This is a genomic window from Allocoleopsis sp., assembly GCF_036703385.1.
In the GTDB taxonomy this organism is placed as follows: Bacteria; Cyanobacteriota; Cyanobacteriia; order Cyanobacteriales; family Coleofasciculaceae; genus Allocoleopsis.
This window is the reverse complement of the sequence record NZ_DATNPA010000272.1, coordinates 1-13,261: the sequence shown is the minus strand read 5'-3', so window position 1 is coordinate 13,261 and position 13,261 is coordinate 1. Positions and strand designations below refer to the sequence as shown.

General features: G+C 46.5%; 9 protein-coding genes and 1 pseudogene. 8 read left to right on the top strand and 2 right to left on the bottom strand.

The genetic code is table 11. The features are described from left to right. The 4 genes from V6C93_RS13005 to V6C93_RS12990 form a co-directional block, all read left to right on the top strand. The coding region (locus V6C93_RS13005) for a glycosyltransferase (protein WP_333477081.1) at positions 1-629 on the top strand (629 nt) is incomplete at its 5' end. 184 nt (positions 630-813) lie between these two features. Continuing rightward, on the top strand, positions 814-4,371 hold the full coding sequence (locus V6C93_RS13000) for a PAS domain S-box protein (RefSeq protein WP_333477080.1): 3,558 nt from the start codon (positions 814-816) through the stop codon (positions 4,369-4,371). Next, on the top strand, positions 4,340-4,786 hold the full coding sequence (locus tag V6C93_RS12995; protein ID WP_333477079.1) for a response regulator: 447 nt from the start codon (positions 4,340-4,342) through the stop codon (positions 4,784-4,786). The genes V6C93_RS13000 and V6C93_RS12995 overlap by 32 nt, the downstream gene beginning before the upstream one ends. A 118-nt stretch (positions 4,787-4,904) precedes the next feature. Then, positions 4,905-6,047 carry a hybrid sensor histidine kinase/response regulator gene (locus V6C93_RS12990; RefSeq protein WP_333477078.1) on the top strand — a complete coding sequence of 381 codons (1,143 nt, stop codon included), beginning with the start codon at positions 4,905-4,907 and terminating at the stop codon, positions 6,045-6,047. A gap of 5 nt (positions 6,048-6,052) precedes the next feature. On the opposite strand, the gene V6C93_RS12985 is transcribed toward V6C93_RS12990, so the two are convergent. After that, positions 6,053-8,269 (bottom strand): glycoside hydrolase family 15 protein, encoded by a 2,217-nt coding sequence (locus V6C93_RS12985; protein WP_333477077.1) that lies wholly within the window; start codon positions 8,267-8,269, stop codon positions 6,053-6,055. Positions 8,270-8,451: 182 nt separating this feature from the next. On the opposite strand from V6C93_RS12985, the gene V6C93_RS12980 reads away from it, so the two are divergent. The 4 genes from V6C93_RS12980 (at position 8,452) to V6C93_RS12965 (ending at position 12,380) form a co-directional block, all read left to right on the top strand. After that, positions 8,452-8,922, top strand: coding sequence for a tetratricopeptide repeat protein (locus V6C93_RS12980; protein WP_333477076.1), 471 nt, complete (start codon positions 8,452-8,454; stop codon positions 8,920-8,922). 104 nt (positions 8,923-9,026) lie between these two features. Next, a complete protein-coding gene (locus V6C93_RS12975) occupies positions 9,027-10,076 on the top strand; it encodes an LD-carboxypeptidase (RefSeq protein WP_333477075.1) in 1,050 nt (349 codons plus the stop codon). Between the two features lie 177 nt (positions 10,077-10,253). Continuing rightward, the gene (hemE, locus tag V6C93_RS12970) at positions 10,254-11,318 is read left to right on the top strand and encodes a uroporphyrinogen decarboxylase (RefSeq protein ID WP_333477074.1); all 1,065 of its coding nucleotides are present in this window, start codon (positions 10,254-10,256) and stop codon (positions 11,316-11,318) included. Positions 11,319-11,354: 36 nt separating this feature from the next. Further along, on the top strand, positions 11,355-12,380 hold the full coding sequence (locus V6C93_RS12965; protein ID WP_333477073.1) for an NAD(P)-dependent oxidoreductase: 1,026 nt from the start codon (positions 11,355-11,357) through the stop codon (positions 12,378-12,380). 51 nt (positions 12,381-12,431) lie between these two features. Here the strand turns inward: V6C93_RS12965 and V6C93_RS12960 are convergent. Continuing rightward, a pseudogene (locus V6C93_RS12960) lies at positions 12,432-13,261 on the bottom strand (hypothetical protein); the annotation flags it as partial.

Genomic DNA, 13,261 nt, shown 5'->3' with positions numbered 1-13,261 from the left:
GCGTCCACTCTCTAGCACAGGCAGAAACATTTAGCTTTGCCAACCGTTGTCGGTGTGTTAAAAATGGCATTGATCTGTCCCTATATGAGTTTTGTGCCGAACCAGCACCTTGGGTGGGGTGGGTTGGTCGCATTGCGCCGGAAAAGGGGTTAGAAGATGCAGTCGCTGCCTCGCAGTTAACCGAAATTCCCCTCAAAATTATGGGGTTCCTACAACATGAAGACTACTGGCAGCAGATTCTGGGCGATTACCCAAACGCTCCCATCGAATATGTTGGGTTTCTCTCCACAGATGAACTGCAAAAACGCTTACGTCAGTGTCGCGCACTGTTGATGACGCCGCGTTGGGTGGAAGCGTTTGGAAATGTAGCCATTGAGGCTCTTGCTTGTGGAGTGCCGGTGATTTCCTACCGTCGTGGAGGACCAGCAGAAATCATCGAAGATGGGAAAACTGGCTTTTTAGTGGAACCTGATTCTGTCGAAGGATTGGTCGAGGCATTGGGAAAATTAGATACAATTGATCGCCTTGCCTGCCGCCAAAGGGTAGAAGCCGAATATTCTAATCATGCGATGGGCGATCGCATGGAACAGTGGTTCTTGGATATTTTAAGTAAAGTGAATAGGCTTTAACAGTGAACAGTGAACAGTTGGTCGCTGATGAACCCAAAGGTGGGAGTAAAAATCCCCTATAAGAAAGGTGGTAGTTATTATGTTGGGGTTCCATCCCCTTCCTGTTATCTGGTCACTGATAACTGTTCACTGGTCACGGCTTTAAGGCGATCGCTCTCCTATTCGCGCCATCCCTTCACAACCTATGTCAATAAACGCTTCAATTCAACTCGAGCAAGCGATCAACAAGCATCCCCTGATGATGCCTTCTAACACTCCCGTGATGGAAGCGATCGCAGCGATGAGTCAGCATCGCTCCACTTGTACTTTAATCGTAGATCAGCAGAAAGTAGTCGGAATCTTCACGGAGCGAGATGTCGTCCGAATCACAGCTCATCAGATGGCCTTAGAGGGGATTGCCCTTTCCCAGGTTATGACCGAGGAATTGATTACCCTTCCTCTTGCAGAAATCTGCGATATTTTCTCATTACTCGCTCAGTTGCGATGCGCTCAGATTCGTCATTTACCCATCCTTGATGACCAGGGGGGTGTACTGGGTATTGTGACCCCCGAAAGTTTAAGGGCAATTCTCAAACCCACAGACCTATTGCAACTACGGCGCGTCAGGGAAATGATGACAACTGAGGTGATTACCGCCCCAATCACGGCCTCAGTTTTTGAAGTAGCGCAGCAGATGGCAACCCATCGTAAAAGCTGTGTCGTGATTTGTCAGCCTTTAGAAGGGTTGAATGTTGGAAGGTTGAATGTTGAAGGTTCACAGCAAGGTTGGAATGTTGGAAGGTTGAATGTTGAAGGTTCAAACCCAACCAACCTGCAACCTGCTAAAGAGCAACCTGCAACCCAAACAAACCTTCAACCTGCAACCCAATTGATACCTGTTGGGATTATTACAGAAAGGGATATTGTTAAATTTACGAGCCAAGGACTCAATTTTGTCCACACTTCAGCTGAAGCTGTGATGAGTTGCCCACTGCTTCCCATCCATCCGAGTGACACCCTATGGCAAGCTAATCAGCTCATGCAACAGCAGGAAATCCGGCGCTTGGTGGTTGTAGATGAGGCTGGATACTTAGCAGGCATTATTACGCAAAGTAGTATTTTACACGCCCTAGACCCAGTGGAACTCTACTCCACAATTGAACTTTTGCAGCAAACCCTCACCGATAAAACCCAGGAATTGAGGCACGCGAACACGCAATTGCAACAAGAAATTTGCGAGCGCCAGTTGCTTGAAGACAAGCTTTTCAGTTCCGAGCAGCAAATGCGTGCCATATTTGAGGCGATGGTTGACATTGTACTGGTGATTGATGGTAAAAACAGCATCCAAGTTGTACCTACGAAAGCAACCGATTCGCCCACCTGGGACACCAATCTTGCCAACTTAACCGTTAAACAATTTCTGCAAGAAGAAACCCGTGAAAGTTGGTTCGGTAAAGTACAACAAGCATTGGCAACCCAGCAACCCATCGATTTTGACTATAGTCTACGGATTAATGACCAAGAAATTTGGTTTACAGCCAAGATTTCACCCTTACCCGATGATTCAGTCGTCTGGGTTGCTCGTGATATTAGTGATGCCTATCGGCAAGCTGAACTACGCAAACGAGCAGAAGCCGCAGAATTTAATGCTATTAATCGAGCGTTACGGGTGTTGAGTGCTTCGATTCGGGCTGTTGCTCAAGCCACGGAGGAGTTCGGTTTATTACAAACAGTGTGCCAGTTGCTGATCGATCTGGGAGAATATCATCTGGCTTGGGTTGGGTATGTTCAACAGGACGAAGGTAAAACCATTCAACCTGTGGCTTATGCAGGGCATGAAGCGGGTTACGTGCAAAGGGCAAGCATTACCTGGGCTAATACTCAGCGAGGACAAGAGCCGACGGGTAGGGCAATTCGGTCAGGACAACCTGCGATCGCTCAGAATATATTAACCGATCCCAACTTAGCTCCCTGGCGTGAGGAAGCCTGTAAACGAGGGTATCAGTCCTCACTGGCAGTGCCTCTAACCGAGCGCGAACAAGTTTTCGGCGCGTTGAATCTCTATTCCACCAGAGCTGATGCCTTTGATACAGAAGAAGTGCAGTTGTTAACAGAACTGGCGGATAATGTCAGCTATGGTATTCTCTCATTGCGAGCAGAGCGCGATCGCCAGCGAATGGAAGAGGCGCTACGCATCTCCGAGGAAAAATTTGCCAAGGCATTCCATTGTAATCCTTTGGCTATGCTAATCACTACCCTGGAAGAGGGACGCTGTTTAGACTGCAACCAACGCTTTGAGGATTTGTTGGGTTATTCCCCTGAAGAGACAATTGGACAAACCACACTGGACTTGGGAATATGGCCAACGGCTCAACAGCGGGAACACATGATTGAGTTGCTAAAATCTCAAGGCACAATCAAAAATCGCGAAGTCCATTTCATCAATAAGTTCGGTAACGCTCGACTGTGCCGACTTAGTGCAGAAACCATTCACATCGCCAATAAACCCTGCCTTCTCTGTGCGATTGAAGACATTACCGAGCGCAGGCAGGCACAGGCACAGATTAAATTTCAGGCGGATATCCTCTCTCAGGTGAGCAATGCCGTCATTGCCCTTGATATTCAGAAACGGGTTACTTTTTGGAATCAGGCGGCGGAAAAACTTTATGGCTGCAAAGCCGAGGAAATCATGGGTTTCTTCCTCTCCCAAGGATATCAGTATTCCTGGTACAACCCTGCCGACCAGCAAAAAGCCCATCACGCATTAGCGACGACAGGTACCTGGCACGGAGAAAATATCCATGTCAGGCGAGATGGTTCCCAAATTCACGTCGATTCGGCAGTTAGCGTACTCAGGGATGCGAACGGCAATTCAACGGGTTTACTCGCTGTTATTCGCGACATTAGCGATCGCAAACGAGCTGAAAAGGCCATCTTGCGATTAAATCAGGAGCTAGAATCCAGAGTGGAACAGCGAACGGCAGAGCTAGCACAAACCAACGAGCAACTTCAGCAAACAAATGAGCAGTTAGCCATTCTTAATCAAGAATTTCAGCGATCAAATCAGGAATTGGAACAATTTGCCTATGTTGCATCCCATGATTTACAAGAACCGCTACGAGCGATTACAGGCTATACCCAACTGCTAGTGAACGAGTATGGTGAGCGCTTCGATGAAACGGCTCAAGAGTATGCAGAATTTGTCATCGATGGTGCCAAGCGAATGCAGCAGCTTATTCAAGACTTGCTGGCTTATTCTCGCGTCGGAACTCGCGGTAAAGAGTTCGCGCCTACTGATTGTAATGTGGTTTTACAGCAAGCCTTGCAAAACTTACAGGTAGCGATCGCAGACAACCAAGCTACTATCACAGCCGATCCGCTTCCAACGGTAAATGCCGATCAAAACCAACTAATTCAGCTATTACAAAACCTCATCGGCAATGCCATCAAGTTCTATCGCAACGAACCGCCCCAAGTCCATATCACCGCCGAACAACAAGATAACCATTGGCTGTTTCAGGTGCGAGATAATGGAATTGGTATCAAACCCCAGTACCTAGAAAGGATTTTCGAGGTTTTCAAAAGACTCCACACCCGTCGAGAGTATCCCGGCACTGGGATTGGACTAGCGATTTGTAAGAAAATTGTCACTCGCCACGGCGGGTCTATTTGGGCTAAATCCGAACCCGGAGTGGGAACAACCTTTTACTTCACTCTCCCCCTAAGCTTTCATGAAAAATTATCAGAATTTCCGACCCATTGAAATCCTGCTGGTCGAAGACTCGCCCAGCGACGCCCATCTCACCATTCGGGAATTTAGCAAAGCCAAAATTGCTAATAATTTACATTGGGTTGAAGATGGTGAGACTGCAATGGAATACTTGCGTCACGAGGGAGAATTTACCGATGCGCCACGACCTGATCTGATATTACTTGACCTAAATTTACCGGGAATGGATGGTCGTGAAGTTCTAGAAGCAGTTAAATTAGATGCTGATTTGAAACGCATTCCTATTGTGATTTTGACGACATCCAACGATGAGCAAGACGTACTCCGTTCTTATAACCTTAATGCCAATTGTTATGTGACCAAGCCTATAGATATTGAGCAATTTATTAATGTCGTACAACTGATTAAGGAGTTTTGGTTGGCAGCCGTTCTGTTGCCGAGTGATTGAAATAGATTAAAATACTCTCCAAAGCCCTCATCCATTGATTCAGATCACTTCCAAGGGTGTGAAAGACTCAAAAATTCTTATTTCTTAAGTTCTCCATGCTTACTATCTAAGCTTTCCTATGAATGAATTATTGATTCACGCCCTGCTAGTCGAAGATAGTCCCAGCGATGCCGAGCTGTTTCATCGAATTTTCTTGCGTGCTGGTTCAGGAAAGTGGAATCTGGCTCATGTTGAGCGATTAGGTAAAGCCATTGAGAGCTGCCGTGAGCGCACCTTTGATATTGCCCTATTAGATTTACGCTTGCCAGATTCTGATGGCGTCGATACTGTTACTCAGTTCTGTACTTCTATACCCGATGTTCCCGTTGTAATTCTAACAGCATTTGATGATGAAGAGTTAGCCTTGCAAGCCATGTCCAAAGGCGCACAGGACTATCTAGTCAAAGATCAGGTCAATATTCAAGTACTGAGACGCACTATCTGCTATACCATTGAACGATCCCAAATTCTCAAACGGCTGAAGGAGAGTGAGGCGGCAATTCTCCAGTCATTCTACAAAGAAAGAGAGTTGAACCAATTAAAGTCTACCTTCATTTCAATGGTTTCCCATGAGTTCCGCAATCCTTTAACGACATTAAGATTAACGTCTCAGTTATTGCAAGATTTTGAGGACAAGTTGACCCCAGCCAAAAAAATTAAGTGTTTTGAGCAAATGAACACGAGCATTCATAATATGACTCAACTGCTCGATGAGGTCATGCTTTTGGGTAAAACGGAAGTTGGACAATTTCAGTATGAGCCGACTCCCTTAAATTTAGAGAAATTTTGCCGCTCTCTAACAGAAGCCATGCAGCTTGGCGACAATAACAAACATCCTATTAGCTTTAGTTGCCAGGGAAACTGTACTCAAGTAGAAATGGATGAAGGATTATTACGGCATATTCTTACTAATATCCTTTCCAATGCTCTGAAATATTCTCCTGATGGAAAAAAAATTCGATTTAGCTTAGTTTGTCAGGATAATACAACAATCTTCCGAATCCAAGACCAGGGAATTGGTATTCCAGCAAAAGAGCGAAATCGCTTGTTTGAAACGTTTAGCCGTTGTAGCAATGTGGGTCGGATTGAAGGAACGGGCTTAGGTCTTGCCATTGTCAATAGATGCGTGGAATTATCGGGCGGAGAGATTCAAATTGACAGCGAGGTTAATGTCGGTACAACGGTAACTGTATCACTGCCATTATCTACTAGCGCTGGCTAACGGCCTTAAGCATTTTTGTTCTCAGCTGAGTTTTTTACGTAGCGCTGATAAACAATAGCTGGCATATCCATGACTTGACCTGTGTAATTCGATGCCAACAGCGTGATATATTCTGCCATTGACCAAGAAAGCGGTGTCATTGATTTAGTCGGAGTTCCAGGAGTGTAGCTAGAAGGTGCGTTATTGTCCCAGACTTGTTCCGGAATCATGTAGGAACTGTTGGCAAAGGCACGCATCGTTGCTAAGTAAGCATCAGCCTTCTCACCGCTGGCAATGGCAAAATGACCGCGTTCCCCTGTAAAAATAGGCCACAAACGCCCGATACCAGCACCCGTATAGTCATCTCCCGTGGACGTTTCACCGTAGCCGTCGTGATTGTAACGGAAAAAGCCGTCTCCTTTGCCCGGAATTGTTTGCTTGATCGTCGAGTCAATTGCTGCGATCGAGGAAAGAATATAGGGATTATTCCACGCTTTTACTCCTAGACGCACTAGTTCTAAAAAGCTACTGTCTACGATTGAACGTTCGTCATAAAACCCACCTCCATTACTAATGAATAACGGGTGTCCATCGTTGGGATTGCCATTATCATCAATCCGTTCAAAATATTGCCCATTTCCGATAGAACCACTCGTCGTGTACGTCCAGGATTCCACTTTACTCTGCCAGGAGTCTGCGGTCGCTAGATAGTTCGCTTCACTCGTTGTATCACCGTTCACTCTGGCGATGTCTGCTGCACAAACTAGACCTGCAATTTCAGCCGCTATAGTACCAGGAGAGTAGCCAGAGTTTTCTTCCCAACGTTCTTGCTGCGTTACGGAGCCATGTTTCACAATGTAATCCGCTGCTGGTTTGATGTGCTTGGTATAGGTAGCGGCATCAGTACGACCGAGTTTCCAAGCGAGGACAATGGGCAAAGCCGTTTCGTCCATTTGCACACTATTCCAGTAAGGCGTACCATCCAGAAAGGCATTCTGGACAAAATGGCCATCCGGTTGTTGCAGAGTAGTCAACAACCAGTCCAGTGACTTGGAAGCCGTAGCTGTATCACCTGCCACAATCAAAGCACTAGCGATTTGATACAAGTCACGAGGCCAAACGAGGTGATAGCCGCCTTGCATAGGGATACCAAACGGCGTACAGATTGAGTAGTTTGAGTTACCCCAAGGATTACCCAAACCTGCAACAATGGCACCCGTAGCTTTATCCGTCGCGGCCTTAATTGCCATTGCCGCAACGTAGTACTGCTGGTCGGCGGTACCACCAAATCTATTGAGGCTATCCGTGTAACTGTTCCATTGAGTGTTATAGGTAAACAGCATCCTGGAGAAATCATCACTTAGCGTTTCTACTGCCAGAGCTTCCGCCTCAGCATCACTGTTGCCAAAGCCGAGTACCAGATTGAAAGTGAGCGATTTTTGGTCGCCGTAAGGAGTCAAGTCGAACATTCCCATCTGGGCAATGTTGCCATTCGTGGCTGACTCATAAGTCCAGTTCATCGTAAAATCACCTCTACCGCCCTTGAGGTCTTGCCAACCATCGCTGTGTCCGACGAATCCATTGGACATCATGCCCGCTTTGAGGGGAAGGGAACTTGCTAGCGCTGATGCCTGACCACTACTTGAGTTTTTAGCCACCAGCATTTTTCTCCCCTTGTAGGTCGTGCTGTAACCAGTGGTGGCCTGTCCTTCATTATCAATAGCAGGATGATACAGGGTGTAAAGGTTGAAGTCTGCGAGGGTTCCCTTTAAGGCGGTGAAAGTCACCTGCTGGATTAAAGTATTACGGTTGGGGTCGGTAAAAATCAGCTTTTGAATCTGATACAAGCCGCTTTTAGCGGTGTTATTGATCATCCAAGAGAGCGAATGAGGATGATTTAGAGTAACCTGACTAGTAGTATCCCGCTTTTCTTCATCAACCCAGGTATTGCCAGCATCCCCCACTAAAAACTGCCAGTCTACCGTTGCTGGCTTGTCTACTCCAGGGTAAAATACCTCGCCCAGAATGCCATTAGAACCCGTGAACCATACTTTTGAAGTGGGATTAGAGGCAGTACCTAGAAAAGTCAGGGTTGAAGGCGACCAAATTGGGCAAATCCCTGGATGACCAAAGGCTTCAGCACTGGCAATGGTAACTGGGAAAAATTGAGTGGCTAGGGTAAATGCGATCGCAACAATCACAATAGTGGTAACGACAATTCCTAACCGATTAAAGGTCTTCACAGGTATTTCTTTAGGCAGATACAGATAACGCTGTTTCAGCCTAACAAATCCTTAATAACGCTCCCATCGAGTTGTGATTGAAACCACTTCATGAGAGAGGTACCGCAACAGGGACAGCTACGAGAGTACACAATGGTTAGAAAACTCAGTTGACCAACGCTCCCACACAGGACAGCCTATTCATGAATGAACAATTAATCAAGGCCTTATTAGAAGACTTGAAAAACCCTGACGAGCATGTTCGCAATCAGGCAACGGAAGAACTCTGGCGCATTTGGTTTCATCAAAAGGGACAATATGGGTTGGAACTACTTGAACGTAGCCAAACCCTGTTTACCGTTGGGGATGTAAAGCAGGCTGAAGCATTGCTCACCGAATTGATTAAGGATCAGCCTGATTTTGCAGAAGCATGGAATCGACGCGCTGTTCTTTACTTTGTTCTTGGAGAGTACAACAAGTCAAAAGCAGATTGTCAGCAAGTCATCAAACTCAATCCGGTTCATTTTGGTGCACTGCATGGTCTGGGTTTGTGTCATGCTGCATTGGGAGAGTACAGGGCTGCCATTCAAGCATTTCGGAAAGCTCTAGAAATTCAGCCTTACGCTCTGGCTAATCAAAAGTTGATTCTCGAATGTACAGCGCGGTTGAGCTAGAAGGGTTGAAGGTTGAAGGTTGAGGTTGAAGGTTGAAGAAGGTTCCAACCAGTCTTCTAACCTGCTAACCTGCTAACGGACTAACCTGTAACTTTTTATTCACAATGACTCATGACTTGCACTGCCAGCTACCACCTCCGCTAAAACCAGGAGATTTACTGCGAGTGATTACTCCAAGTGGAGCCTTACGAGAGTTTGAGGCTTTCCAAAAGGGTGTGGAAATTTGGCGAAGCAAGGGGTACAGGGTCGAACTGCAAGCTAACTGGGATGCCAGAGAAGGTTACCTCGCTGGGAAAGACGCTGAACGACGCCAGCAGTTAGCAGAAGCTTGGCAAGACCCCGAATGTCGGGGCATCCTCTGTACAAGAGGTGGATATGGCAGCGCCAGACTTCTAGAAGACTGGACATGGTCATCAACCGATGAGTTGAATGCGGCTCAGGGGAATGTGGAGAGTTCTCAAAAGTTGAACGTTAACAGGTTGAAGATTGAAGCATTGAACCCGTCTTCCAACCCACCCCTACCCTACTCCTTTGGAGTAAGGGGAACGCTATGCGAACAACCTTCAACCCTAAAGTGGCTGATTGGTTTTTCTGATATTACTGGCTTGTTGTGGAGTCTTTGTGGATGTGGCATCTCCGGTGTTCATGGGCCGGTACTAACCACTCTAGCCGCAGAGCCTGAGTGGTCGCTCAAACGGTTGTTCGACTGTGTGGAAGGAGGACCTCTCCAACCCCTTACAGGGGTTGGTTGGGGTGGCGGAGTGGTTAATGGTATTTTGTTACCCGCTAATCTGACTGTCGCGACTCATCTATTGGGAACACCCGTACAACCCGCTCTCGAAGGGGTGATTCTTGCCTTAGAAGATGTGACAGAAGCCCCCTACCGCATCGATCGCATGTTGACTCAGTGGCGGATGAGTGGTGCGTTTAAAGGGGTTCGAGGCATTGCTTTGGGGCGTTTCAGCCGCTGTGAGCCACCCAAGGATATACCGAGTTGGACTGTAGACGAAGTGTTGCGCGATCGCTTAGGTGACCTGGACGTTCCCATTGTCAGTGACCTCCCCTTTGGTCACGAAGGAGCTAATGCGGCTCTCCCTGTAGGACAGCTTGTTGAGCTAGATGCAGACCAAGGTACGCTGAGTTGGGGCAGATAGCTCAAGAGTTGAAAGTTGGTCAGTTGAAGAAGGGTTGCAGGTTAGCAGGTTGCAGGTTGAACGTTCCATCCAATCTTCAAACCTTCAAGCCCCTAACCTTAAACCTTCAACCCTTTAAGTAATCTGAGAATGATAAGCTAACAAATGCATTTAAAAATTATTTAGGGTAAAGATTAGATGACTGGAGGAACCCAGATTCCCTACCTATTGAGGGCAGCGCGTGGTGAAGAATTAGACCGTCCCCCTGTGTGGATGATGCGGCAGGCGGGTCGATATATGAAAGCTTATCGAGATTTACGAGATAAATATCCTTCATTTCGCGATCGCTCGGAAATTGCAGAAATTGCCATAGAAGTTTCTCTGCAACCCTGGAAGGCGTTTCAGCCGGATGGGGTGATTTTGTTTTCCGATATTCTCACACCCTTACCAGGGCTAGGTATTCCGTTCGACATCATCGAAAGCAAGGGGCCAATTATTGACCCACCGATTCGTTCCCAAAAACAGCTTGACAAATTGCATCCTTTAGAGTTAGAAAAACTCTCGTTTGTTGGGGAGATTTTGCAGACGCTGCGGCGGGAAGTGGGCAACCAAAGCACAGTGCTGGGTTTTGTCGGTGCTCCCTGGACGCTAGCGGCTTATGCCATTGAGGGGAAAAGCTCGAAAAATTACTCCATTATTAAAGGTATGGCGTTCTCAGAACCAACCATGCTGCATCAGTTTCTAGGGTTATTGGCAGATGCGATCGCGACTTATGTTCGTTATCAAATTGATAATGGTGCTCAGGTCGTGCAAATGTTTGATTCTTGGGCGGGTCAGCTGAGTCCCCAAGACTACGACACCTTCGCCTTACCCTATCAGCAACGAGTGGTACAGCAAGTCAAACAAACTCACCCAGATACACCCCTAATTCTCTACATCAGCGGTAGTGCTGGTGTACTGGAACGAATGGGGCGCTCAGGCGTCGATATTGTCAGCTTAGACTGGACGGTCGATATGGCTGAAGGACGGCAAAGATTAGGCTGGGATATGAACGTGCAGGGGAATATGGACCCTGGCGTTCTGTTTGGGTCACAGGAGTTTATCCGCGATCGCATCCTCGATACAATTCGGAAAGCAGGCAAAAAAGGTCATATCTTTAACCTCGGTCACGGTGTCTTACCGGGAACCCCCGAAGACAATGTGAGATTCTTCTTTGAAACCGCCAAACAAGCCGATCAATTACTGGCTGTTCCTAGCTATTAGTTAATCCCAAATCTAACCTCCCAAATCAAAAAGTCCATGACCCCCAAGCGGATTCTCTTGACGGGTGCCAGTGGCTGTATTGGTCACTACATCGCCGAAGCCTTGATTCAGGAAACGGAACACGAGCTGTATCTGTTAGTCAGAAATCCAGATAAACTGGGCTTTGACTACGAAGCTCGTCCTGGTGTCACAATTTTACGATCAGACTTGCGCCAGATTGAACGCTTTGCTGACTTGCTCAAGACGATGAACATGGCAATCCTGGCAGCAACCGCTTGGGGAGGACAACAGGAATCGTTTGACATTAATGTTGTCAAAACCATGCGGTTAATGGAATTGCTCGACCCGTTGGTTTGTGAACAGGTCATTTACTTCTCAACCGCTAGTGTTCTAGATCGGAATAACCAAATACTCAAGGAAGCCGGTCAACTGGGAACGGAGTATATTCGTTCCAAGTACCAATGTTTAGTGCAGTTACCGAAATTAGCGATCGCGCCCAAAATTACCATTCTATTTCCCACCCTCGTATTGGGAGGAGACGTTAACAAGCCTTACTCCCATATCTCCTCTGGCATCCAAGATGTTGTGAAATGGGTTGACATAATTCGCTGGCTCAAAGCTGACGCTAGCTTTCACTTCATCCACGGACGAGATATTGCTCAGGTGGTGCACTACCTCGTTGACCATCCTCGCGACCCCAACTGGATCGAAGACCCAGAATCGATATCGGCTCACCGATTGGTTTTAGGAAACCAACCCTTAACGGTTAATCAAGCGGTGGAAGAAGTTTGTGCCTATCTAGATAAAAAAATTTACTTTCGCGTGCCCTTATCTCTTTGGCTTGCCGACATCTTAATTGTTCTGTTCCGGATTCAGATGGCAGCATGGGATCGGTTCAGCATGAACTATCGGCATTTTACCTATCAAAATCCCGTTAGTCCAGCAACCTTTGGATTAGACCCTTACTGCCCAACTTTTACAGATGTCTTGAGAATTAGCGGTATTTCTCCAGCTAAAAATTCCACTTTAAGTCAACCTAATCCCCAAGTCACCGAAAATTAACGACAAGAGCATGTAAGTTTTTTCGGATAGACATTGTTTGAAGTAGCCACTTTAGTGGCTCTCTAAATTGGCTCTAGCCGCCGCACGAACAACACGGTTGGCATCAAGAGCCAATAGTTTAAGAGTATCAATTGGAGTATTAGCGTGCTGCGCGATCGCATAACGATGCAGCCATGCTTCGGAGCGACAGTTTTCGCTTAGCGTTTTACCTGGAATTTCAGGGTGCAACAGAACAAGTAGACGGTTAAAAGATGTAGCAGAGTCTTTGGCGCAATGTTTCAGCACCACTGATAAACCCTGAGGGTTTTGCGCCAAGTACCTCACAGCTGCATAGGTACGAACAACGAATTCGCGATCACCTAATAACTCTTCTAGAATGCTCATGGGTGTGTTGGGATTTAAGGCAAGATTTTGACGAACTTTGAAATCCTCGTTTCTCACTAACTGGAATAGGATGTTGGGGGGTGTGTTGGGATTTGAAGCCAACTTTCGTAACATTATATAATCTTCAACTGTCGCTAATTTTTCTAGGAGTGATGCAGGTGCGTTAGGGTTACCCGCAACTTCCAACCCAATCCAGAACTCTGTCTCAGGCGCTAATATTTCTGAGAGTAAGCTGGCATTTACATTAGGATTGACAGCTAATTTCTTGGTAAGCAAAGCATAATTATTTTCCGTAAAATAACTGATAGAAATATTGGATTTTTTATTTAAAGTTGGGTTGAGCAAAACATAATTATCCTCAACTAATTTGCTTAGGATTCTTCCTGGTGTTTTGGGGTTTGCAGCAACTCCTAAACGAACCCAAAGTTCATCATCTTTGGCTAACTGTTCCAAAATTCTGGATGGCGTATTCGGGTTCTGGACAATTTCTAGGCGGC

Bases quoted from the DNA above. Each gene is read 5' to 3' on its own strand.
- hemE (WP_333477074.1), top strand. From the start codon at position 10,254: ATGACTGGAGGAACCCAGATTCCCTACCTATTGAGGGCAGCGCGTGGT.
- V6C93_RS12990 (WP_333477078.1), top strand. From the start codon at position 4,905: ATGAATGAATTATTGATTCACGCCCTGCTAGTCGAAGATAGTCCCAGC.
- V6C93_RS12965 (WP_333477073.1), top strand. From the start codon at position 11,355: ATGACCCCCAAGCGGATTCTCTTGACGGGTGCCAGTGGCTGTATTGGT.
- V6C93_RS12980 (WP_333477076.1), top strand. From the start codon at position 8,452: ATGAATGAACAATTAATCAAGGCCTTATTAGAAGACTTGAAAAACCCT.
- V6C93_RS13000 (WP_333477080.1), top strand. From the start codon at position 814: ATGTCAATAAACGCTTCAATTCAACTCGAGCAAGCGATCAACAAGCAT.
- V6C93_RS12975 (WP_333477075.1), top strand. From the start codon at position 9,027: ATGACTCATGACTTGCACTGCCAGCTACCACCTCCGCTAAAACCAGGA.
- V6C93_RS12995 (WP_333477079.1), top strand. From the start codon at position 4,340: ATGAAAAATTATCAGAATTTCCGACCCATTGAAATCCTGCTGGTCGAA.